The 23,162-nt window shown below is 62.7% G+C and carries 19 protein-coding genes and 2 pseudogenes; 11 read left to right on the top strand and 10 right to left on the bottom strand.

All coding sequences use genetic code 11. The annotated features are described in order from the left end of the window. Nucleotides 1–57 precede the first annotated feature (57 nt). Nucleotides 58–1,209 carry an MFS transporter gene (locus G3N59_RS32835; protein ID WP_205986998.1) on the top strand — a complete coding sequence of 384 codons (1,152 nt, stop codon included), beginning with the start codon at nucleotides 58–60 and terminating at the stop codon, nucleotides 1,207–1,209. Nucleotides 1,210–1,246: 37 nt separating this feature from the next. Here the strand turns inward: G3N59_RS32835 and G3N59_RS32830 are convergent, their stop codons facing one another. The 3 genes from G3N59_RS32830 to G3N59_RS32820 all read right to left on the bottom strand — a co-directional run bounded on the left by G3N59_RS32830 (nucleotide 1,247) and on the right by G3N59_RS32820 (nucleotide 4,871). Beyond that, entirely contained in the window at nucleotides 1,247–2,881 is a 1,635-nt protein-coding gene (locus G3N59_RS32830; protein WP_205986997.1) for a bifunctional 3-(3-hydroxy-phenyl)propionate/3-hydroxycinnamic acid hydroxylase, read from the bottom strand. A gap of 120 nt (nucleotides 2,882–3,001) precedes the next feature. Continuing rightward, entirely contained in the window at nucleotides 3,002–3,940 is a 939-nt protein-coding gene (locus tag G3N59_RS32825; protein ID WP_205986996.1) for a VOC family protein, read from the bottom strand. Between the two features lie 55 nt (nucleotides 3,941–3,995). Beyond that, nucleotides 3,996–4,871: a fumarylacetoacetate hydrolase family protein gene (locus G3N59_RS32820; RefSeq protein WP_205986995.1), complete on the bottom strand. Its 876-nt coding sequence runs from the start codon at nucleotides 4,869–4,871 to the stop codon at nucleotides 3,996–3,998. Nucleotides 4,872–5,057: 186 nt separating this feature from the next. Between G3N59_RS32820 and G3N59_RS32815 the strand changes: the two genes are divergently transcribed. Then, nucleotides 5,058–5,798, top strand: coding sequence for a TetR/AcrR family transcriptional regulator (locus tag G3N59_RS32815; protein ID WP_205986994.1), 741 nt, complete (start codon nucleotides 5,058–5,060; stop codon nucleotides 5,796–5,798). Here G3N59_RS32815 and G3N59_RS32810 read toward each other — a convergent pair. The 5 genes from G3N59_RS32810 to G3N59_RS32790 form a co-directional block, all read right to left on the bottom strand. Then, nucleotides 5,795–6,439 (bottom strand): glutathione S-transferase family protein, encoded by a 645-nt coding sequence (locus G3N59_RS32810; protein ID WP_241024622.1) that lies wholly within the window; start codon nucleotides 6,437–6,439, stop codon nucleotides 5,795–5,797. The two genes, G3N59_RS32815 and G3N59_RS32810, sit on opposite strands and share 4 nt — an antisense overlap. A gap of 100 nt (nucleotides 6,440–6,539) precedes the next feature. Continuing rightward, nucleotides 6,540–7,688, bottom strand: coding sequence for a porin (locus tag G3N59_RS32805; protein ID WP_205986992.1), 1,149 nt, complete (start codon nucleotides 7,686–7,688; stop codon nucleotides 6,540–6,542). A 324-nt stretch (nucleotides 7,689–8,012) separates the two neighbouring features. Then, the gene (locus G3N59_RS32800; protein WP_205986991.1) at nucleotides 8,013–8,582 is read right to left on the bottom strand and encodes a thioredoxin; all 570 of its coding nucleotides are present in this window, start codon (nucleotides 8,580–8,582) and stop codon (nucleotides 8,013–8,015) included. Nucleotides 8,583–8,662: 80 nt separating this feature from the next. Beyond that, nucleotides 8,663–10,552, bottom strand: coding sequence for a tannase/feruloyl esterase family alpha/beta hydrolase (locus G3N59_RS32795; protein WP_205986990.1), 1,890 nt, complete (start codon nucleotides 10,550–10,552; stop codon nucleotides 8,663–8,665). 126 nt (nucleotides 10,553–10,678) lie between these two features. After that, nucleotides 10,679–11,353: a TetR/AcrR family transcriptional regulator gene (locus G3N59_RS32790; protein WP_205986989.1), complete on the bottom strand. Its 675-nt coding sequence runs from the start codon at nucleotides 11,351–11,353 to the stop codon at nucleotides 10,679–10,681. Between the two features lie 327 nt (nucleotides 11,354–11,680). Here G3N59_RS32790 and G3N59_RS32785 point away from each other — a divergent pair, with 327 nt between their 5' ends. The 8 genes from G3N59_RS32785 (at nucleotide 11,681) to G3N59_RS32750 (ending at nucleotide 20,978) form a co-directional block, all read left to right on the top strand. Continuing rightward, entirely contained in the window at nucleotides 11,681–13,240 is a 1,560-nt protein-coding gene (locus G3N59_RS32785) for a DHA2 family efflux MFS transporter permease subunit (protein WP_205986988.1), read from the top strand. Between the two features lie 79 nt (nucleotides 13,241–13,319). Next, entirely contained in the window at nucleotides 13,320–14,852 is a 1,533-nt protein-coding gene (locus G3N59_RS32780; RefSeq protein WP_205986987.1) for an efflux transporter outer membrane subunit, read from the top strand. A 27-nt stretch (nucleotides 14,853–14,879) separates the two neighbouring features. Continuing rightward, on the top strand, nucleotides 14,880–16,070 hold the full coding sequence (locus G3N59_RS32775) for an EmrA/EmrK family multidrug efflux transporter periplasmic adaptor subunit (RefSeq protein WP_205986986.1): 1,191 nt from the start codon (nucleotides 14,880–14,882) through the stop codon (nucleotides 16,068–16,070). Nucleotides 16,071–16,673: 603 nt separating this feature from the next. Next, nucleotides 16,674–16,868: a hypothetical protein gene (locus G3N59_RS32770; RefSeq protein WP_205986985.1), complete on the top strand. Its 195-nt coding sequence runs from the start codon at nucleotides 16,674–16,676 to the stop codon at nucleotides 16,866–16,868. 79 nt (nucleotides 16,869–16,947) lie between these two features. Next, nucleotides 16,948–17,109, top strand: coding sequence for a hypothetical protein (locus tag G3N59_RS32765; RefSeq protein WP_205986984.1), 162 nt, complete (start codon nucleotides 16,948–16,950; stop codon nucleotides 17,107–17,109). Nucleotides 17,110–17,158: 49 nt separating this feature from the next. Continuing rightward, nucleotides 17,159–17,473 carry a hypothetical protein gene (locus tag G3N59_RS32760; protein WP_205986983.1) on the top strand — a complete coding sequence of 105 codons (315 nt, stop codon included), beginning with the start codon at nucleotides 17,159–17,161 and terminating at the stop codon, nucleotides 17,471–17,473. Nucleotides 17,474–17,589: 116 nt separating this feature from the next. Beyond that, nucleotides 17,590–19,764, top strand: a complete 2,175-nt coding sequence (katG, locus tag G3N59_RS32755) for a catalase/peroxidase HPI (RefSeq protein WP_205986982.1) — start codon at nucleotides 17,590–17,592, stop codon at nucleotides 19,762–19,764. Nucleotides 19,765–20,114: 350 nt separating this feature from the next. Beyond that, nucleotides 20,115–20,978: a hypothetical protein gene (locus G3N59_RS32750; RefSeq protein WP_205986981.1), complete on the top strand. Its 864-nt coding sequence runs from the start codon at nucleotides 20,115–20,117 to the stop codon at nucleotides 20,976–20,978. 15 nt (nucleotides 20,979–20,993) lie between these two features. On the opposite strand, the gene G3N59_RS32745 is transcribed toward G3N59_RS32750, so the two are convergent. Continuing rightward, nucleotides 20,994–21,878: a transglutaminase family protein gene (locus G3N59_RS32745; RefSeq protein ID WP_205986980.1), complete on the bottom strand. Its 885-nt coding sequence runs from the start codon at nucleotides 21,876–21,878 to the stop codon at nucleotides 20,994–20,996. Beyond that, nucleotides 21,875–23,062, bottom strand: a pseudogene (locus G3N59_RS32740) (alpha-E domain-containing protein); the annotation flags it as partial. The gene G3N59_RS32745 and the pseudogene G3N59_RS32740, both read right to left, overlap by 4 nt. Between G3N59_RS32740 and G3N59_RS32735 the strand changes: the two are divergent. Beyond that, a pseudogene (locus G3N59_RS32735) lies at nucleotides 23,025–23,162 on the top strand (MotA/TolQ/ExbB proton channel family protein); the annotation flags it as partial. The pseudogenes G3N59_RS32740 and G3N59_RS32735 sit on opposite strands and share 38 nt — an antisense overlap.

Genomic DNA, 23,162 nt, shown 5'->3' with positions numbered 1-23,162 from the left:
GGACGCGCACTCGCCCCTGTTAAGCTGCTGCTTTCCTTCAACGAGCGGATCGCCCACGTGCGCCCATTCAACGCCGTCGTCATGCTGATGGGTGTACTGCTGGCATCGGCCGGCTACGGGGCGACGTTTCTCTTTTCGATGCATGTGCGTCTGGCCGGCGGCACGGATTTCCAGACCGGTGTGGCGCTGGCGGGCGCGGCGCTCGGCACCTTGACCGGCGTGCCGCTCACGGGCTGGGCCGTGCGCCACTGCGGCGCGGCGCGCATGGCGGCGCTGGCGTCGTTAGCGGTGGGCGCGGGCGTGGCGAGTTTCGCCTTGACGGAGCGGCCCGGCGCGATCGATGCGCTGCCGGGTTTTCTCGTCGGACTGGGTTGGGGCGCCTTCTGTCTGGCCGCGCCGATGGCGCTCGCCGAGCGCACCAGCGACGCCGATCGCGGCCTCTGGTTCCTGCGTTTCGCGACCGTGCAGATGACGGGTATCGGCGGCTGTCCGGCGCTGGCCGCGTTGGCGATCCGCTGGTGGCGCGTGCCGCTCGACGCGTTGCTCTTCGGCATCGGCGCGCTGTGCGTGATTGCCGCGATGTTGCTCGAAGCGTTCGGGCAGCTTGCGCGCGTACAGCCGCAGCGCGATAGCTGGCTGCGCAGCATCGGCGCGGTGGCGCGCACGTCTGCGGTCTATCCGGTCGTCATCATTGCGCTGGGCGGCTGCGTGTTTTCCGGGCTGATGACATTCCAGATGTCGCTGGTGCACGGCACGCAGGCGCAGGCGGGCACGTTTTTCAGCGTCTATACGATCACCGTCGTGGCGACGCGCTGGCTGCTTTCGCGTCTCGTGGCGAGGCTGCGGCCGCAAACCGCCACCAAAGTCCTGCTGGCGATGATGGTGCTGGGCAGCGGCGCCATGTTTGCCGTGCCTTATCACGCGTGGTTTCAGGCGATATCGGCGGTATTGCTGGGCACCGGTTACGGGCTGGCTTATCCGATCGTGCAGTTGCAGGCCGTAAACGATTCGATCGCCGCGCATCGGCGTGCTGCGCTCACCTGGTTTGTTGCCGCTTATTTTGTGGGCGCATTTGGTTTTCCGGCGGTGGGCGGCTGGGTGCTGGTGCACGGCGGCAAGAGCGCGTTGCTCGTGCTGATCGCCGCGTGCGGGTTACTGGCGCTCGCGCTGGCGGTGTGGCGCGACCGGCGCAGGCTGATGGTGGCGTGAGGCGGCGCGCGGTCTGCACGCCGCCTGTTTTCGCGTCTTATGCCATCGTGCTTTGCTGGGCTTCGCACGCATCGTCTGCTTGAGCGAGGTCCATATTCGCGATCAGTTTCGCGATGAGCGCGTTGGCCTCTTCCGGCGTGCGTGCTGCGCCAAATACATAGTAGTCCGGACGAACAATCACGATCTTCGCATCGTGCTGCGCGAAGAACCGCTGATATTTTCCGCTGAGATCGTAGAGCACGCGATCGGCCACGATCTTCGATTCGTCACACGTCACGCCGACCGTGTGTGCGCCCAGCACGTCAAGCGCCGCGCGCGAGGCATCGTCCAGCCAGTGTTGCGGATCGACGTCCAGCCCGATGACCTGAAAACCGGTTGGCACCGCGTCGTCGAAACGCATCGTGCGGCCCCGGTTGCGCACCTGACCGTGGACGCCCAATTGCCCGGCGATACCGCCCTCGGCGCTATTCTGCGTGTGCACGATGAGGCCGTCGGTGAGGCCGGGGAAGGGCGGCAGCGGCGGCACGTTGCCGCCCAGATACGCGGCGTCGCGCTGGGCCGCCTTGACGGGGTCCGAGGTGCAGACCACTTGACCCATGGCGATCGACGCGTCGATCACTGCGCGCACCTGCGGGCGGCGCTCGGGCGTGTAGCCATCGAGCAGCGACGGCGGCGCGATATCGCGTAGCACCAGATCGAATCGCCAGGCAAGATTCCATGCGTCGCGCAGACCCGAACACATGCCCTGGCCCATGAACGGCGGCATCTGGTGCGCGGCGTCGCCGGCGATCAGCACGCGGCCACGGCGCCAGTTATCGGCGATCAGCGAGCGGAACGTATAGAGCGCGTAGCGCACGAGCGTGGCCTGTTCGGGGCCCACCCACGGTGCAAGCAACTCCCAGACTTTCTCCGGTTGCTGCATCGCTTCGCGGCTTTCGTGCGGCAGCCGCATGAATTCCCAGCGCCGATAACCGGGACCGCCTGGCACCATGGTCGTCGGGCGTTGCGGATTGCACCACTGGCCGATGTCGGGTACGTCCAGTTTCACGCCGTCATGCGGTTTCAGATCGATGACCAGCCAGTCCTCCTGGAAGCCCAGATCCTCGAAGTCGATACCCACGGTCTTGCGCACGAAACTGTTGGCGCCATCCGCACCGATCACATATTTCGCCTTGACCGTTTGCGTTTCGCCGCTGCGCGTGACCTTGCCGTCCTGCATCGTGACGCGTTCGAGCGTCAGTTCGCAATGATCGGCGTGCTGGTGCAGTTCGATGGCTTCCCAGCCTTGATGAACCGAAACCGTCGGCTGCGCTTTCGCGCGGCAGTCCAACAGCGCTTCGAGCGAAGGCTGATTGAACAGATAACCCACCGGCCCATCGCTGATCGATTCCGACGACCAATCGATTTCCACCAGCGTTTTCCAGTCGGCGTTGAACCACTGATAGGTTGCCGAAGGCTGTGAAATTGATTCGACATCCTGACCAATACCCATAGCATGAAACATGCGACGGATTTCGTGATCGTGAAAGACTGCGCGTGGCAGCGGATAGAGCGAAGGCCAGCGGTCGTACACCGCCACCTTGTAGCCGCGCTGCCCGAGCAGAATGGAAAGGGTTTGCCCAACGGGACCGTAACCGACGACGACCACATCGAGAATGTTCCGGGAAGCCATAGTGTTCACCTTCAAACGAGCGAGTGATGCCCTGGCCGCCGGCGAGGCCGGCAGCCATGAGTCTGTGTCTGATGAAAATACCGCGTTGCTACGGGGCGCTTTTGCGTCGCTGGTCAGCGATCAAGCGGTCAATTCCGTATTGCGGATGAAGTTGTCGGGGACCGCGGGGCCCCAGAGGTAAAGCGAATCTTCCGGATCGTAATCGCCGGCCGGCCATTGCGCGCCTGCGGAAACGAAGTCGATATCCGCGGAGTATTCGCAGAACGAGCCCCACGGGTCTTCAACGTAGTGGAAGTAGTTGGAGCCAAGCACGTGACGGCCCGTGCCCCAGCCCTTCGTATAGCCCGCTGCGGCCATCTGCGCAGCGCCTTCGCCGACGCTGTTGACGTCATCGACATCCCAGGCCGCGTGATGCCAGCCGCGCGCGCTGCTTTTCGCGAACGCCACGAGATGATGGTCGCTGCCGTGCGGCGCATGCGTGAAGGCGATCAGGTCCTGCGATTTGTCCGAGAGCCGCAGCCCGAGCGTGGCGTGATAGAAGTCCAGCGCGCGCAGCACATCGGGCGTGAAAAGCAGCACATGCGAAAGCCTGCGCGGATGCACGGTCTGCGCCTGCGAACGCGTGTGCGAGCCGCGCGTATCGGCGGGACTGCCGTCGAGATGGCACGGTGTCTTTGCCGACGGACTGGTCTTGGGCCCGACCTTCACCTGGACCAGATTGCCGTCCGGATCGCGGAACCAGAAACCGTCGCTGCTGCGATCGTGCAGCACCGTGCGGCCGGTGGCGGCGACCTGGGCGTAGAGCGCGTCGAGATCCGCCGCGTAGGCGTTGAAGGACAGATACGCGAGCGACTTGTGATCGGCAGCAAGAATGCGCGCCCAGCGGTGCCCGTCGGCCGCATAGAGCGCGAGTTCCGGCGCGCCGCCGCCATCGCGCTCGACGCGCAGACCGAAGCTGCGGAAGAAGCGTTCGGCTTCGTCGATAGAGGGCACGTTGAGCGCGAAATGATCGATCGAATGGATGCTCGCGCGGCCGCGACCGGCCTCGTTTTCAGGCATGTTTGTCTCCTTCATGTCGCCCGCGCGGCTGGCGGGCGGTCTGCGGTTTCGATGCTCAGCGTGCCGCGCGATCGCTCGCACGCGTGTTCACACTTTCGTCCGCAATCACGTTGCGCAACGTGCCGATTTTTTCGACCGTGACTTCGCAGACGTCGCCGGCCTTCATCAGCAGTTTCGGCTCGCGCGCCCAGCCGATACCCGCCGGCGTGCCAGAGACGATCACATCGCCCGCTTCGAGCGTGATGGCCTCGCTGATGATGCTGATGAGGCTTGCCACGTCGAACACCATTTCATCCGTGCTGGCCGATTGCACGACCTGACCGTTGAGGCGCGTTTCGAGGCGCAGGCCCTTCGCGCCGGGCGGCAATTCATCGGCGGTGACGAGATCGGGGCCGAAGGCGCCGGTGCCGTCGAAGTTCTTGCCAACGGTCCATTGCGGCGTCTTGAACTGATACTCGCGCACCGATCCGTCGTTGAAGAGCGAATAGCCGGCCACGTGCGAGAGCGCGTCGTCTTTGTCGATATGACGTCCGCTCTTGCCGATCACCACGGCGATTTCGCCTTCGTAGTCGAGGCCCGCGCAGTCCGTCACGCGCGGGCGGATCATCGGCTGATCGTGGGCAATCAGACTGGTCGCGACGCGGAAGAACAAGGTGGGGTAGTCGGGCTGCGCGTAATGGCTTTCGGACGTGTGATCCGAAAAATTCAGGCCGACGCAGAGGATCTTGGGCGGACGCGAAAGTGGCGGAAGCAGGGTGACGTCGGCGAGCGCGACACGCTCGTCGGTGGCCTGTTCGCGTGCGTAATCGACGAGATTCACGCCGCGCGCGAGCAGCGCTTCAAGCGTCTCCTCGCCGATGATCCTGATCTGCTCGCCCTCGCGCACTCCAAGTGCCGCCTTGCCATTCCGCTCAAAACTTACCAGTCGCATTTCCTGCCTCCGAACATTGCTGGGGGTCGATTCCCGTTGATTTGACGTTTTCGTCAATTCGTATACTAGGCGTTTTGACAAAATCGTCAACTAGATTAGATTCAGGACAAACCCTAGAATGCTGGGGAGCCAATCGGGCGCAAGTCGCCGCCAATCGAACGGGAATCGCACGTCAATCGCACGCACATGGACGCTTCAGAAGAGAACTATCAAACCCGCGTGGGCGCCGCGCGCCGCGAGAAAACGCGTAATCGCCTGATTGAAACGGCGCTGGGCGTGTTCGCGGAGAAAGGCCCGGACCTGCCTCTCATCGACGATTTCATTGCGGCGGCGGGCGTGGCGCGGGGCACGTTCTACAACTACTTCCGCACGACCGGCGAGCTGCTCGTGGCCGTTGCGGGCGAGAGCAGCGATCAGGTGCTGGGCGTGATCGATCCGCTCGTGCTGGCCGAGGCGGACCCGGTGCGGCGGCTGGTCGTGGGTTCGCGGCTCTACATGACGATGGCGGCGCGCTATCCGCTGTGGGGCGCGTTTATCACGCGCGTGGGGACGCGGCGCGGCTCGCGCGGCCGTCTGCTCGACGAATACCTGACGCGCGATCTGCAACTGGCGATCGATTCGGGACGCTTGCGCGTGAGCCACGTGAGCGTGGCGCGCGATATCGCGCTGGGCGCGATCATGTATGGGATCGAGACGCTGCTATCGGGCGACGCGCCCGTGGACTACACCGAGCAGGTGATGTTCACGTTATTGCTGGGTTTTGGCGCGAAAGAGGATGAGGCGCATGCGCTGGCATTCGCGCCCATTGCCGATTGCGGCGAACCGCAGGGCGCGATCTTCGAGAAAGACCCGATGCATGCGCAGGATGCATCGGATCGAACGAATCAAGCAGATCAAGCGGATCAATCCGAACAATCAGCGGATTAAATCCACGGATGCTCGAGACCTTCCGTGCGCAAGGCGCGCTGAACGGCCGGGCGTTCCAGCACCTGCTGCAGATACGACGCCAGACGCGGACGCAGTCGCGCAGGTTGCGAGAACTGCCGCGTCCAGCGGCACAGCATCAATGCATAGGGATCGAGCACGCTGTAGTGCGCGCCCAGAAACCACGGGCCGCCGCTCGTTTGCAGCTGGTTTTCCAGTTGATCCAGTAAAAGCGCGATCTTCGCTTCGGCGTGCGCCTGGACCTGTTTTGCGCCCTCGGCATTGCCCGCATCCACCCAACGTTCCGGGTAGAAGTAGGCAATCAACGTTGCCTGAAACGTATTGGTCAACCACATCAGCCACATATAAAACTGCGAGCGTTCGGGCGTGCCGAATGCGGGCGCGAGTTGTGTCTGCGGAAATTTATCGGCGAGATGCAGGCAGATTGCGGCGGTTTCATAAAGGACGAGATCGCCATCGATCAAAACGGGAATCAGGCCATTCGGATTGAGTTTGAGGTACTCCGGCGACTTGTGCTTATCCTGCGTGCGGTCCACCAGCGCGAGTTCGAATGGCTGGCCGATTTCCTCAAGCACGAAATGAGGCGCCATGCTCGCATTGCTGGGGTAGTAGAACAGCTTCATGGGCATTTCCCTTCTGATCGTTGTGGTCGAACGAAGTGATTGTGCCGCAGCTTGCCCGCGTAGCGTCTCATTTTTGTCGGGGATCGGTAATCGACGTCGATCAGAATCGCGTGCGCAATCCCACTGTGGCGACCACCTGCGTAGCCGTGGACGAAGCGCCGCCCGCCGTATCGATGAACGCAACATAATGCGCGCCCGTCACGTGTTGATAAATGCCTTCGAGATACACATCGGTGCGCCGCGAAAACGAATACACGAGTTGCGTGTCGATCTGTTGCCACTTTGGATTGACCGAATACGAGCGGGTATCCGAAACATGGCCATCGGTATAAACGAATGCGAGCCCGAGTTTTAAACGACTCGCAAGCGGATACTGTCCATTGAGTTCGTAGTTATCGAAACTCACGTGGCCGCCGGTCGAACCGAAAGCCGTGCTGCCTTCGAACTGGCTATGCGAATAGACAAAAGCCAGCGACGCGCCATTCACGTCATAGCGAACCGCGCCTGCCGCCACGCGCTGCACGTCGGCGGCGAGTGTGAATCCGCCCACGCCGTTTGCCGCCGATTCGGTGATATCGACCGCGCCGCTGCCCGTCGCGCCGCCCGCGTGATCGATCTGCAGATAACCCGCGCCCAGGCTCAAAGGCCCGTTCGCGTAGCTCGCGCCCGCGCTCCACGCGCGATTCGCGTTAAAGCCCGTACTGTTCGAGAACGCGTAAAGACCGCCAAATTGCAGGCCCCCGACGTTTGGGCTTGCGTATTTCACGGCATTGCTGAAGCGCAGGGAATCGGCGAGATTGTCGTTGTCGAAGGGGTGCGCAAAACTCGTCTTGCCAAACGACCCGGCTTCGGCGGAAAGCGGCGCGACGTAATCGACCACCGAATCGTACTGACGGCCTACGGCAGCGAAGCCATAGCGTTCGCTCGTCAGGCCAACCCACGCTTCACGGCCGAACAGCCGGTTGTCCTGGCCGAGCTTGCCGTTTTGCGCGTTGAAGCCGTTTTCGAGCACGAAGACGGCCTTGACGCCATTGCCCAGCGATTCGCGGCCGCGAATGCCGAAGCGGCTGCCGTTGATGGTGCCGCTGGTGGCCTGAAATAGCGCGCCGTGCGCGCCGCTCTTGCTCACGTTGTTGGTGTACATGAGACCGGCGTCGATCAAGCCGTACAGCGTGACCGAGTTTTGCGCGAAGGCGGAAGACGAAAGCAATGCGGCGGCGAGTGCGCCAATCAGATTGGTTGTTTTCAAGTGAAACCCCTGTATGCGTCAATCGAACCTTGCGAACTGCGAGGTTCGACCGATGCTAGGGAGGGGTTTGCACTTCGCTAACGAATGGGTTGCGAAAAGCTCAGCGCACGCGCGCTGCTATGCAATTCACGCTGGCGGGATTAGGTTTTTCGCGGCTTCGCTGCTGGAATAAGGAAGCGGATAAAACCTTATGCATCAGCTATTTCGATGCAATACCTCAGCGCGGCAAGCACGCGTGAATGACGCTGTCGCCACGTATCGAAAGCCCATTATTTGGCTTTGCGGAAGACTGAATTCCGCTTCGTACGTGGCGAAATACGCACGTTAGCGCAGGCGCGCGGCCCACGCGGCAACTTCATCGCCGCTGCTGATTTTCGGATCGACAATACCGTCGATCATGAAGGTCGGCGAAACGTGGATGCCGTTCTGGCGCGCGTATTTCGCGTGCCATTTCACTTCGGTGTCGAGACCCGGAATCGCGAATGCCTCGCGCAATGCAAGGCCGCTATAGCGCTCGATACGCGCGATGATGTCGTTGGGCGTGGCGTCCATGTTCGGGCCGCTGCAATGGCGCTCGAATTCGAATTCCTCGCGATGCGCGGCCACGGCGGCCATGACCGCTTTCGCGTTTTCCTTGCCGCCCGGCAGCGTCGAAGCCGCAAGAATGCAGCGCACGATCACGCCCGAAAACATGTGCCACGACTGCGATTGCAGGCGGATTTTCACGGTGATGCGATCGGCGCCAGCCGTTTCCAGCAGGGCGTCGAGCTTGCCGAACGCGCGCACCGAGTACGGGCAGGTCGGTTCGAGAAAGACTTCGAAAACGCGCGGGCCGTGGCCCCAGGTGAGCGGGTCGGCGCGCCAGGCGGGCGTGGTGGATTCGGCTTGCGTCATGGTGATGTCCTGATGTTGCGGATGATGGAATGCAGTCGGATCAGGCGAAGGTATGCACGCGCCCGATCCGGCAATTCGACTTATTGCGGCAGCGGGAAGATCTGATCGTCACGCACCACGTATTGCTTCTGGAAGCCGGGGCGCAGCATGAATGCGCCGTACCAGTCGATCTTCGCCGGTTCCTTTGCGGGGCTCGGCGCAGGACCGTAGCTGGACGCGCTGGCGGGATCGCCCTTGCCGAGATAATGCGCAATCTGCGGGAACGGATAGATCGGCCGGCTCGCCAGCGCAGGCTGATTCGCAATTGCGACAGGCGGCAGCGCGGCGTGTGCGCCCATGCCGCCGCCCCGGCCGTCGCTGCCGCCCTGCGGACCTTGTGGACCTTGCGGGCCCTGTCCATCCATCGGCGGCGCGCCGTGCGGCATGCCCGCGCCGCTGGCCGGAGGCGGACCGCCGAAGCCGCCCGCGCTGGCCGCGATGCGTTCCGCACGCAGGCTGGCCGGTGCGGTGCCGTGTTCGACCCAGTTCATCAGCGGGCTCAAGGTATCGACTTGCGCGAAGCCGTCGCCGCCACCGCAATGCCCCACGCCCGGAATCATGAAGAGGCGCAGGAAGCGATCCGTTGCGCCCGCACCCATTTCGGCCTGCACGGCGCGATAGTAGGCGATGGAGATCATCGGCGCGATCGAGAAATCGGCCCAGCCGTGCCACATGATGAGCTTGCCGCCATGCGCGGAAAACGCGTGCAGATCGGGGTTGGTCGCATCATTGAGCGGATGCAGTTCCTGCATGCGCATGAACTGTTCCGTGGTGAACGGGAAGGTGGTGGCGCTCGATTCGGCCTGCGAGGGCACCAGGTTGACCACCGGCACCATGCCGCTGAACAGCGCAGCGGACATCACGTGCGCGCCGCTATTGGCGTCGCGCGGCACGAACGATCCCCACATCATCTCCGAACCGGGTTCGAGGCCACCAGGCAGGAAGCGACGGCCGGCGGCATCGGTCGGGCCGGTGTAGATCTTCTGCGCGACCGACCATTCGGCGGGCGTCAGGCATTGCTGCGTGTTGCTTGCGCCGGGCTTGCATGCCACCCAGCTTTGTTGCACGTGACACGTGCGCGGATCGCTGAGCAGGCCATCTTTCACGCCGTCGAGCGTGTCGCAATGCGCAATCACGGCGTCGTGCAGCACGCGCAGTTTCGGCGCGAGCAGGATGGGCTTGCCGTCGCTGCCGCGATTGGCTGCGACCGTCCACGCGTGGAAGAACGAGTTCTGGATCTGGAACAGCATCGCGGGCGCGCCGGCCGAAATGCCGTCGAAGTCGTCGGGATAGCGCTGCGCTTCCATCAAGGCTTCGCGGCCGCCATCCGAGCAGCCGGAGAAGTAGGCGTAACGCGGCGCGACGCCGTAGAACGCGCGCATCAGCGCCTTCGAGGCCAGTGCCGTGAGGTGATTCGCGCGATAAGCGAAATCGATACGCTTTTGCGGATCGGCCGCGAATGCGCCTTCGTCGGGCGCGCCCATGCGGCCGGTGTGGCCCATGTCGGTCGCGGCCACGGCGAATTCGCCGTCGAGCGCCGGGCGGCAATCGCCTGCATTGCCGATACTGGCATTGATCATGCCGCACAGGCCGCCGCAACCGGCCTGCAGATAGCGTTGCGTCCACTTGCTGGCGGGCAGGTCGAGCTTGAAGCCGATCGCGGGTTCGATCGTGCCGCTCACTTCGCAGAACTCGCCCTGAGCGGTGTTCAGGCGTCGGGTTTCGATCGAGACGGGCGCGCCGACGGCGGCGTCGAGCTTCGTTTGCGCAAGCGCTTCACAGCTTTGCACGGGCGCCACGACAGGCAGGGTGACGCCGGGATCGGCAAAAGCCGGCGCCGCGCGTAAGAGTGCAAGCGTCGCTAGCGCGCAAAGCGCGAGAGCCAGCGCAATCGTGCGCCGGGTAAGGGAATATAAGGAAAATGCGTTCATCGCGAGAACCGGGTTTCGTGAACCCGTGTTCTTAGCATCTTTTACGCTTCGATGGTCGTAACGAGATCCATCGATTAATGAAATCGATGGGTCGATAAACAAAAGGCATGGGTATCGACCGGCTGCTTACGCAGCAGGCTCACGCTTGACGAAGGCCAGCGCGAAGGTTTGCACGGCCGCGTCCACCCAGCGGTCGATCTGCGCATCGGAAGGCCGCGAGTCGGGGTGCGTGATGCATTCCAGTTGTGCCTCGCCGCGCACGATGCTGATGAAGAGATTCGCCGCCGTGGTGTAGCCCACGGCCTGCACATCGATCTGGCCGCGTGCGGCCGCGCGCTCCAGAAATTGCCCGACGATGCTCGCGACCACCTCGGGCCCGGCCGCATAAAACGTGCGCCCCAGTTCAGGAAAGCGCCCCGATTCCGCGACGATCACGCGAAAAAGAGCAAGCCCCGTCGGCGAAACAATCAGGCTGAGATAGGCGCGCGCGAGTTTGGTGAGCGAGCGCGTGATGTCGTCGGACTCGAACTCCATATGACGCAGCGAATTGGCGAACTGGCCGCATTCGCGCTGGATCACGGCTGCGAACAGCGCTTCTTTCGTCGGCCAGGCCGCGTAGACGGTGGACTTCGAGACCTGCGCCTCGCGCTGGATCATGTCGGTCGTGGCCGCGCTGAAGCCGTGCGCCAGAAACACATCGCGTGCGGCGTTGAGCACGGTGTCGGCCTTGCTGGCCGCAGGGGCGGAATCGGTATTGCGAGGGCGGCGCGCCGGTGCGCCGGATGCCTTGAGCGTCGCCATATTTTTAGAGTGAATTGCGAAAACGGTGTCGCGGGATCGTAACACAGCAGCGCGGCCGCACTCGCGGACAAACGCACCGCTACCCGCGACTGTACCGATCGGTTCGATTTTCGTTGACTCGGCCGGGATGTCCTTTTATCATGCGATACCGATCGGTACTGAACAACCGTTTCGATCATCCCCTTTTTAGATGATTGGCTGCCGCGCAAACGTGCCGACCGGTCTCGTATTGGGCGGATAGCGCAGGTTCACGCGGCCGCGCACATCAATTTAATCAGGATTGCAAATGAATCAGGACTTGGGAACGCAAACGTTCCGGGGTGCGCAATGAGCCCGCAAGGCGCGGCTCACGCGCCGCCGCCGCCATTGACCGGCGGCCGTCTCGCGCTGGGCACGCTCGCCGTGGCGCTCGCGACCTTCATGAACGTGCTCGATTCGTCGATTGCGAACGTTGCCATTCCCACCTTGTCGGGCAGCCTGGGCGTGTCGGTGGACGAGGGCACGTGGGTCATCACGGTCTTCGCGGCGGCGAATGCGGTGTCGATTCCGCTGACTGGCTGGCTCACGCAGCGGCTCGGCCAGATTCGCCTGTTCGTGGGCGCGATCGTGCTGTTCACCATCGCTTCGTGGCTGTGCGGAATGGCGCCCAATCTGCCGATCCTGCTGGCCGCGCGCGTGTTTCAGGGCCTGACGGCGGGACCGCTGATTCCGATGTCGCAGGCCATCCTGCTCAGTTCCTGGCCGAAGCAGAAGTCGTCGACGGCGCTGGCGCTCTGGGCGATGACCGCAACCGTGGGGCCAATCGCAGGACCATCGCTGGGCGGATGGATCACGGATAGCTATAGCTGGACGTGGATCTTCTACATCAATATTCCCGTGGGTATTTTCGCGGCCGTGGCGACGTGGATGATCTACCGCACGCGCGAAACGCCCACCCGCAAGCCGCCAATCGATCTGGTCGGGCTGGGGCTGCTGGTTGCGTGGGTCGGCACCTTGCAGGTGATGCTCGATAAAGGCAAGGACCTCGACTGGTTCCATTCGCCCGTTATTGTTGGACTGACGATTGCCGCTCTGGTCAGTTTTGCGGCCTTCGTAATCTGGGAATTGACCGAGGAACATCCGATCATCGACTTGCGCCTGTTCGGCCAGCGCAATTTCCTGGGCGGCACGATTGCGATTTCGATTGCGTATGGCGTGTTCTTCGGCAACCTCGTGTTGTTGCCGCAATGGATGCAGGAATATCTGGGTTATCGCGCGGTGGATGCGGGTCTCGTGATCGCGCCCATCGGCATCTTTACGGTGCTGCTTTCGCCGGTGATTGCCAAGGTATTGCCGCGCTCGGATGCGCGCCTGATCGCAACTCTAGCGTTCATCGGTTTCGCTGCGGTGTTCTGGATGCGCTCGAATTACATCGTCGATATCGATACGTATCACCTCGTCGTGCCCACGTTGCTGCAAGGCATTCCGATGGCGATGTTCTTCGTGCCGCTCACCGCGATCATTCTTGCCGGACAGCCGCCGCAAAAGATCCCGGCGGCAGCGGGGTTGTCGAATTTCGTCCGTGTGTTTTGCGGCGCGGTGGGCACCTCGCTGGGCGCGAACGAATGGTACGACCGCACGGTGGTGCATCACGCGCGCCTCACGGAACAGGCAGTGCCGGAAAATCCGGCCTTCACGCAGTTCATCGATTTTCTCGGCAAAACGGCGCACTTCGATACCGCGACGGCGCACACGGTTTTCGGACAACTCGTCGATACCCAGGCGGCGATGCTGGGTTTGAACGACGTGTTCTGGATTTCAGCGGTGATCTTTATCGCGATCATTCCGCTTATCTGGATCACGCGTGCGGGCAAGTCAGAAGGCGGCGCCGATTCGGCAGCGCATTGAGCCTGTTTCAGGACATCGCTCCAATACGATCATCAGGACAAGCATGAATAGCGTTTCAATCCTCCGCCCGCGTACTCCAATGCGTACCCTGGCGATTGTAGTTGCTTGCACAACGGTATCGCTGATGGCCGGTTGTGCGAACTACGCCGGCATCAAGAGCGACAAGACGCTCGCGCAGCCGCAGCAGTTCGAATCTTCGCAGAGCATTCCGGCGCAGGGCGGACAGTGGCCCTCGCTCGACTGGGCGCAGCAGTTCGGCGACCCGCAACTGCCGAAGCTGATCGACGAAGCGCTCGACGGCAACCCGAGCATTGCGCAGGCGCAGGCGCGTATCGCCAAGGCCTCTTCCTATATCGATACGTCGAAGGCTGCGCTCGCGCCCAAGGTCAACGCGAGCTATTCGTGGACGCGCGAGCTGTATTCGTCCAATGCCTTGTATCCGAGCCCGTACGGCGGTAGCTGGTATAGCGAAAACAATGCGCTCGCCAGCGCGTCGTGGGATCTGGATCTGTGGGGCAAGAACCGTCAGCGTCTGGCGCAGGCTGTTTCGTCGCAGCGCGCGGCGCAGGCCGATATGGAACAGGCGCGTATTACGCTCGCGGCGTCGGTCGCGCGCACGTATAACCAGCTTGCGCAGCTTTATTCGTTGCGCGATATCGCCGCGCGCGAAATCGATAATCGCAAGACCATCGGCACGATTACGAATGGCCGCGTGGCGGCGGGACTGGATACCAACGTCGAGCGTCAGACCGCCAACGGCAATATCGCCACGAGCCAGGGCAATCTCTCGCAACTCGACGGCCAGATCGAAAGCGTGCGCTATCAATTGGGCGCGCTGCTCGGCAAGGGCCCGGATCGCGGCTTGCAGATTGCAAAACCGGTGCTGAACCCGCGCGCGCAAGTTGCGTTGCCCGATAACCTGCCTGCGGATCTGGTGGCGCGCCGTCCCGATATCGTCGCCGCGCGCTGGCAGGTCGAAGCCGCGATGCACGACGTCAAGGAAGCCAAGGCCGAGTTCTATCCCGACGTGAATCTCGCCGCAGGCTTTGGTTTCGACGCCTTCGGCTGGGGCAAATTCCTCAATTTCACGAGCCGCCAGATGAGCATCGGCCCGGCCGTGCATCTGCCGATTTTCGATGCAGGTGCATTGCGCGCGCAATTGAAAGGCCGTTACGCCGACTTCGATCTGGACGTGGCGAACTACAACCAGACGCTGATCACTGCGTTCCAGGACGTGGCCACGACCGTGTCGTCGATCCGCTCGGCGGACAAGCAGTTGGTCGACGCGCAGAACGCGCTCGATGCTTCTACGAAGGCTTATCAGCTTGCGGTGATCCGCTACAAGGCCGGTTTGTCGGAGCAGTTGCAGGTGCTCAATGCAGACCAGAATCGTCTTGCTTCCGAGCAGACGGTAGCGAGCCTCAAGGCACAGCGCGTCGACCAGCAGATGGCGCTGATCAAGGCACTGGGCGGCGGCTTCGACGCGCATGACGCGCACGATGTCAATCTCGTTGCGCCCGCACAGATCGGCAGCGACGCGAAAGGGGCGAACGGTGCGCCGTGGACCGGCGCGCGCGTTGAAACCGCAGCCAGCCATCCGTCGCAACCATAAAACGAAATCGCACAAGAGAAATCTGAAATGAATACCACCCAACGGCCTGTTGAAGACGCGCAGGGCACTGAACAGAACGGCAAGCGCAAGCGCATGATGACGCTGCTGGTTCTGGTGATCGTGATTGCCGCGATTGCCTACGGCCTCTATTACTTCCTTGTCGCGCGCTTCAGCGAAGGCACCGACGACGCCTACGTCAACGGCAACGTCGTGCAGATCACGCCGCAAGTCACAGGCACGGTGATCGCCGTGAACGCGGACGACACGCAGACCGTCAAGATCGGCGATCCGCTGGTGCAACTCGATCCGGCCGATTCGCGCATCGCCCTGCAGCAGGCCGAAGCGAATCTCGGCCAGACCGTGCGCCAGGTGCGCGGTCTGTTCGCCGACGACAGCCAGTACGAAGCGCAAGTCGCCGTGCGTCAGGCGGACCTCTCGCGTGCGCAGGACGACCTGCGCCGCCGTATGCAGGTTGCGCAGACGGGCGCGGTTTCGCAGGAAGAAATCTCGCACGCACGCGACTCGGTCAAGAGCGCCGAAGCCGCACTCGACGCCGCGCAGCAGCAACTCGCCGCCAACCGCGCGCTGACCGCCAACACGACCATCGCCAATCATCCGAACGTGATGGCTGCGGCTGCGAAGGTGCGCGACGCGTACCTCACGAACGCCCGCAACACGCTGCCCGCGCCGGTCACCGGTTACGTCGCGAAGCGCTCGGTGCAGGTTGGCCAGCGTGTTTCGCCGGGTACGCCGCTGATGTCGGTGGTGCCGCTGAATGCCGTGTGGGTCGATGCGAACTTCAAGGAAGTGCAGCTCAAGCACATGCGTATCGGCCAGCCGGTCGAGATGACGGCGGACGTGTACGGTTCGTCGGTGGTGTATCACGGCAAGGTGGTGGGCTTCTCGGCAGGCACGGGCTCGGCGTTCTCGCTGCTGCCGGCGCAGAACGCCACGGGCAACTGGATCAAGGTGGTCCAGCGTCTGCCGGTGCGTATCGCGCTCGATCCGGCCGACCTCGAAAAGCACCCGCTGCGTATCGGCTTGTCGATGCAGGTCGACGTGAATATCAAGGACGATACGGGCAGCCAGCTCGGCAACGCGCAAAACACGACTTATGAAACCAACGTGTTCGAAAAGTACGGCGACGAAGCCGATGCGGAAATTGCCCACATCATCACGGAGAACGCGGGGAACAAGGCGGGCGCGCACGCCGAATAAGCCACGCACGCCACGACGCCTTCGGCGGCTTTCGTATGAATAAAAGCCGCTGACGCAACGTATGAAGCAAAACAGGAACATCCGGCGCTTTTCGACCGGATGTTCTTTTTTATGCGTAATCGCGACGCTAGCTCGGCCCGTTCAGGACATTGGGGAAAATCCTGGATAGTGGGTCATAAAAAGTGAGATTTAACAAAGTTAGAATGAAGGCTCTAGATCGGCGAAGGTGAAGTTCCGCGAACCACGAGGCGGACGCTCACCGTACCGGTCATTGGCCGCAGTGGCAGCGGCCAGGCTTGTTGGTGATTTCCTGGAGCCTGTTCATGAGCAATCCTGATCAAAATATGACTGCCACCTCGCACAAAGCCAGCGCCTCTGCGCTGCCAGTCTCTGCCCAGCCCGGGGCGGCAGTCTGTTCACCTCGACGTCCTCGCTTCGGGTGTTGTCCGCCATTGCGCTAGACAACGCCAGCCATCGACTTGCAGCACGCTCGGCAATCCGCGCGTGCCTGCACGCAAAGCCATAGTTTGAGCCGCTGACCTGGTGAGCCATTCGCCCGGCCCGCGAGCGCGTTTCGCAGACTTTCGTCGCGAGGGAGACGTCATGCTGAGCCACCACGAATTCGCCACTTTGTTGCTGCTGAAGGATGCACCGGAACGCATCGAGCCGGACCGCCTGGAACTGGGCGCGTTGCGCGATCTCCAGTTGATCGCCATCGATCCGGCCGCCGGTCTGCCCGGATTGCGCGTGACCGCGCGCGGCGACGCCATGCTGCGCGCCATCGCGCGCGCCTGTTGAGCTTCGAATCGATGGCGGTCCGCACGTGCAGGAAGTGAAGGATGGCGGTCCATACGTAACGGCAATCGTGGAGGCTGACGTGCAAGAGTCCTTGCTGGGTATGAGTGTGGGCACGGTCGTGCTGCTGATCGCGGCATGTGGCGTTATCGCGCACTATCGCCGCGAAAGGCGGCGCGCCGATCTGTTGCGCAATCTCGATCACCACGAATGGCTGCAATGGTCGCGCTCGCGTGGTCGTTGAAACGCCATCGGGCGACTGAAATCGATACCAATAACGGGGGGGAAAAATCATGAGCTTCGAATTTGCTGAGCGGGATCTGGCGCACATCCGCAATGTTCTCGGCTATCTCGAGCGTTCGACCGACTTTGTGCGGCAAACCGAAGCGGGCGCGGTGGTCAGCCTCGGTTATTGGCGCGCGCGGGTGAGGGCGATTCAGGTCATGCCGCTACTGCCCATGCATATCGACAAACAGGCGAAAGAACTGATTGGCCGCCTCGACCGTCTGGAATCGGCCCGGCAGGGCGCACAGGCGGTGGAGAAAAAAGCAGAGAAAAAACCGGAGAAAAAATCCGGCGAAAAACGCGCATTGGCGTCGATGTATTGAGCGCGGCGATACCGCGCGGCGCGCACCGCCTATCGGCGGAATATAGACGTTCAATTGGGGCCAGTCGGCGGTAACGGATATATTAGGGCGTTCCCCCCAAGCGAAACGGAGTACACATGAGCACGCCCATCGATACACCCACCCCCGATGAAGCCAAATGCCCGTTCCATGCCGCCACCAAGCCGATCGCCGGCAGCGGTACTGCGAACCTCGACTGGTGGCCCAAACAACTGCGCGTCGACCTGCTCAACCAGCATTCCAGCCGTTCGAATCCGCTTGGCGAAAGCTTCGACTATCGCGCGGAATTCAAGAAGCTCGACTACAGTGCGCTCAAATCCGACCTGCGCAAGGTGCTGACCGATTCGCAGGAGTGGTGGCCTGCCGACTGGGGCAGCTACGCGGGTCTCTTTATCCGCATGGCGTGGCATAGCGCCGGCACCTATCGCATGATCGACGGCCGTGGCGGTGCAGGCCGTGGCCAGCAGCGCTTCGCGCCTCTCAATTCCTGGCCCGACAACGTCAGCCTCGACAAGGCGCGCCGCCTGCTGTGGCCGCTCAAGCAGAAGTACGGCCAGAAGATTTCGTGGGCCGACCTGATCGTGCTCGCCGGTAACGTTGCGCTCGAAAACGCGGGCTTCCGTACCTTCGGTTTTGCGGCTGGCCGCGAAGACGTGTGGGAACCGGACCTCGACGTGAACTGGGGCGACGAGAAAAAATGGCTCACGCACCGTAACCCCGAAACGCTCGCGAAGAACCCGCTTTCGGCCACGGAAATGGGCCTGATCTATGTGAACCCGGAAGGCCCGAATGCCAGCGGCGATCCGCTTTCGGCCGCGCCCGCCATTCGCGCAACGTTCGGCAACATGGCGATGGACGACGAGGAAATCGTCGCGCTGATCGCCGGCGGCCATACGCTCGGCAAGACGCACGGCGCGGGTTCGGCGGAGCACGTCGGCACCGACCCGGAAGCTTCGTCGCTCGAATCGCAGGGTCTGGGCTGGCACAGCGGTTATGGCTCGGGTGCGGGCGCGGATGCCATCACCTCGGGCCTCGAAGTGGTCTGGACGCAAACGCCCACGCAGTGGAGCAATCACTTCTTCGAAAACCTGTTCAAGTACGAATGGGTGCAGACGCGCAGCCCGGCTGGTGCAATCCAGTTCGAAGCGAAGGACGCGCCGGAGATCATCCCCGACCCGTTCGATCCGTCGAAAAAGCGCAAGCCGACCATGCTGGTCACCGACCTGACGCTGCGCTTCGATCCCGAATTCGAAAAGATTTCGCGCCGCTTCCTCGACGATCCGCAGGCGTTCAGCGAAGCATTCGCACGCGCGTGGTTCAAGCTGACGCACCGCGACATGGGCCCGAAGGCCCGTTACCTCGGCCCGGAAGTGCCGTCCGAAGATCTGCTCTGGCAAGATCCGCTGCCGGCGGCGGTGCATCAACCCAGCGCCGCCGATATCGCCGATATCAAGGCGAAGATCGCTGAATCGGGCTTGTCGGTGAGCGAACTGGTAAGCGTGGCCTGGGCGTCGGCATCGACGTTCCGTGGCGGCGACAAGCGCGGCGGCGCCAACGGTGCGCGTATCGCACTCGCGCCGCAGAAGGATTGGGACGTCAACAAGGCGGCCGTGGCCGTGTTGCCGAAGCTGCAGGCGATCCAGCAGGCGTCGGGCAAGGTATCGCTCGCCGATGTGATCGTGCTGGCCGGCGTGGTGGGCATCGAGCAGGCGGCCGCGGCTGCAGGCGTGACGGTGGCCGTGCCGTTCGCAGCGGGCCGCGTGGATGCGCGCCAGGATCAGACCGATGTGGAATCGGTGGGTCACCTCGAGCCGCTCGCCGATGGCTTCCGTAACTATCGCCGCGTGCAGGATGGCGCGTCGACCGAAACGCTGCTGATCGACAAGGCGCAGCAACTGACGCTGACCGCGCCCGAACTGACCGTGCTGGTCGGCGGCCTGCGCGCGCTGGGCGCGAACTTCGACGGCAGCCGCGATGGCGTGCTGACCGACAAGGCGGGCGTGCTGAGCAACGACTTCTTCGTCAACCTGCTCGATATGGGCACGGCATGGAAGGCGGTCGATGCATCGGCGGAACGCTTCGAAGGTCGCGACCGCAAGAGCGGCGAAGTGAAGTACACCGGCACGCGCGCCGACCTGGTGTTCGGTTCGAACGCCGTGCTGCGTGCGCTCGCGGAAGTCTATGCAAGCAGCGACGCGAAGGAAAAGTTCGTTAAGGATTTTGTCGCTGCGTGGACGAAGGTAATGAACCTCGATCGCTTCGATCTGGCCTAAAGCCGGTTCCGGGATGTTGAATCCGTCCCGGCGTTGAATGACACTTGAAATGGTCCGATTGGCCTTTACGGCGAATCGGACCATTTACTTTTAGGCGCTGATTTCCGGCGTTAAATTTTTTGCTGTTTGAAATCAGAGGAATTAGTTGCCGTATTGTTGCCGTATTGTTTTTTGTTCGAACAAGCGTCGGCGCACTCGCATCATGACGATATTGTCTGATCGAGATCCGGCAATGGAATGAATGCAGTGGCGTGCAGATTGCACATGCCCGGTGCCCTTGTTAGGATGGCCCCACGTCACCGGGCCGACACAGACCTGCGTAACCAACTTTGGCAACGAAGGTCGGACACATGAAACATAACATCTATCAGATCTACTACTCGGAGCAGAGCCGCAACGAGCTGGACCCCGGCTTTATCGCGCTCGACAATACGGGGCAACGTCCAGACTGGCGCGAGTACTGGCCCATGCGCCGCTTTCTGCTGGAGGAGACGCTGGAGGAAGATGTCCTGTATGGTTTCTTTTCTCCGAAGTTCAAGTTAAAGACAGGACTGGATTCGGCAGAAGTCCATGCATTCCTGAATGACGCTCCAGACGATGTCGATGTTGTCACCTTCTCGCCGTTCTACGACCAGGCCGCCTATTTCGCCAATATCTTCGAACATGCCGCGTGGATGCATCCAGGCATTGGGCCGCTGATTGACGAAGTACTGGAGTTGATTGCGCCGGGGCAGAACACCGGGACCGATTTCGTCATGAGTTCGTTCGAGACCATTTTCTGCAATTACCTGGTGGCCAAGCCCGCGTTCTGGCGGCGATGGTTAAAGGATTGCGAGCAGATCTTTCAGATCGCCGAAGCGGGCGCCAATAAGCTGGCAGAACAACTGAACATGCCTGTCAAGCATGACGGCGACGGTGCGCCGGCCAAGGTCTTTATCATCGAAAGAATCGCGTCGCTCATTATCGCAACGCAGCGCCCCTGGCGGGTGCATTGCTTCGATTCGATGACATTGCCGCCGCAGAACAAGTGGTTGGCGGAACACTATGCAGCGGATCTGATCGCACTCGACGCACTTAAATTTACGGCGAATGCAACCGGGAATCCTCAATTCGCGTGGCGCTTTTTTGAATTGCGCCTTCGTCTGTACGAGAAGATCCATCAGCCGAACGATCAAGCGGCGGAATCCGGGCAAGGCCAGGATCAAGACACCTAGCCCGACGCTTCGCATTCACTGCGCTTTAACCTGCACGGCGACCTCCACCTGATGCGCGCCGCCGCCCAGAATCACGCCACGCAGCAGCGAGACATCGGTGTAATCGCGGCCGATCGCGAGCGTCACGTGACCTTGATCGGCCAGTACATCGTTGGTCGGATCGAGATCGACCCAGCCTGCCGCCGGCACATAGAGCGACACCCACGCATGCGAGGCATCCGCGCCGATCATCGGCGCTGCGCCTTCGGGCGGATCGTTGCGCAGATAGCCGCTCACATAGCGCGCCGCCAGCCCGATCGAACGCAGACAGCCAATCATCACCTGGGCGAAATCCTGGCAGACGCCATGGCGTAATTCGAACGCGCGCGCGGCGGGCGTATCGAACGCCGTTGCCGTCGGGCGATAGGAAAAGTCCGCGTGGATGCGGTGCATCAGATCGATCGCACCATCGAGCACGCTCGTGTCAGGGCCGAAGCTTTCCAGCGCATAGGCACGAAATGCCGGCAGCAAGGCGATATTCGGCGATGCAAAACAAAATTCGGACTCCGCATAAAATGCGCCACCCACTTCATAGCGCAGCGCATGCGCGACGCTTTCCCACGCAGGCGTCGCCGCGGCATCGAGCGAGGCATAGCGCGGCGCCAGCAGCACGGTGGTTTCGCTCGTCATCTGCAGATCGCTATGCGGCGCGTCGAACGAGAAATACAGCACTTCGTTGCCGAACGGATCGAAGCGGCTCGTCTGATAGGACGGCGCGGGCTCGATGGCCGAGCGATGCGCGAGCACGCGTTGCCACGGCAATTCGAGTGGCTTGATGGTGGCGAGATGCTGCGCGGTTTCAACCGGCGTCGAATAGCGGTAGGTCGTGCGGTGCGTGACCGCGAGGCGCGTGCCGCTCATGACCACACCTGCGCGGCGGGCGGCGTGGCATGGCTGAACCAGCGCGCGCTGATTTCATTCGAGGTGGCCGCCATGCGTGCCGCGAGGCTGTCGCACAACGCGACGAGCGCGGGATAGCGGTCGTCGTCGCCGGGTTCGCAGAGTTCTTCGAGCGTGGGCAAGGCGTCGATGGGCGCGAGCTGCGAGGCGAACGGCTCGCGGCGCGGTCCGCCCGCCGCCTGGGCGATTTCGTCCAGACGCGAGCGCAGGCGCGCGTACACGCCATAAAGGCCGCGCGGATTGGTGGGATCGGTCACGATCAGGTCGAGCAGGGCAGGCACTTCGAGGCGTCCGGGATAAAGCGAGCGATAGGTGAGCGTGCTGTCGAACAGTTGCAGCAGCACGTCGAAGCCCGCGGGCGTGGCGAGCGTGCGCTCCTGCGCGGCGATGCGCAGCATGGTTGCCATGGCGGCGACGCGCTCGATATGGCGGCCCGCGAACAGCAGGCGCCAGGCTTCGTCGCGCGTCATGCGGTCGCCCTGGCAGCCGCTGATCGCGCTCAGTTGCGTGCTCAGCACGTCGAGCGCGCGAATCAGCGCCATGCGGTCGTAGGACGTTGGGCGACGCAGCGGCGTGGCGGCGCTCTCGCGCGCCGCAGCGGGCGCGAGCGACAGCGCCTGCAGCGCATCGCGGAAGTCGTTGCGCGAGGCCAGCACCGTGCGCCAGTGATCGCTCGACAGACGGCCGCGGATTTCGCCGCACGCATACGCCTGGCCCGCGAGCGTCTGGCCGATGCTGGCGCTGCCGCCGCTACCCGCGTTCTCATGCAGATTGGCCACCAGCACGCGCTCGAAGGCGTCGAGGCCGCGCCGTACATCGCCGCTCGCGGACGGCACGAGCCCGCTCGCGGCGGCCAGTTCGATGAAGGTGCCGGACAGTTCGCCCGCATCGCTGCCTTCGAGCGAACCCAGAATCAGGCGGCACAGGCGCACGCCGTTTTCCGCGCGCTCGCCGTAGCGGCCGGCCCAGAAGAGGTTTTCGGCGGCGCGGCTCGGTACGCGACGGCGTTCGCGGCGCAGGTCGCCGGGCTGCATCGGCCGGGGCAGCATCGAAAAGCCGCTGCCCGGCTGGCTCGACAGCACCCAGGTATCGACGCTGCTGCCGCCGGCCTGCATCGACACCGCAATCGGTCTGTTCGCCGCCATCCCGGCCGTCGTCGCCTACAACAGCTACGCGCACGATATCGACCGTCTGGCGATCCGCTTCGAAACCTTCATCGAAGAGTTTTCGAACATCCTGCAGCGT

The organism is Paraburkholderia sp. Ac-20340, from assembly GCF_017104965.1.
Taxonomy (GTDB): domain Bacteria; phylum Pseudomonadota; class Gammaproteobacteria; order Burkholderiales; family Burkholderiaceae; genus Paraburkholderia.
Note: the sequence above shows the minus strand (reverse complement) of the source record. Positions and strands in the feature narration are given on the sequence as shown.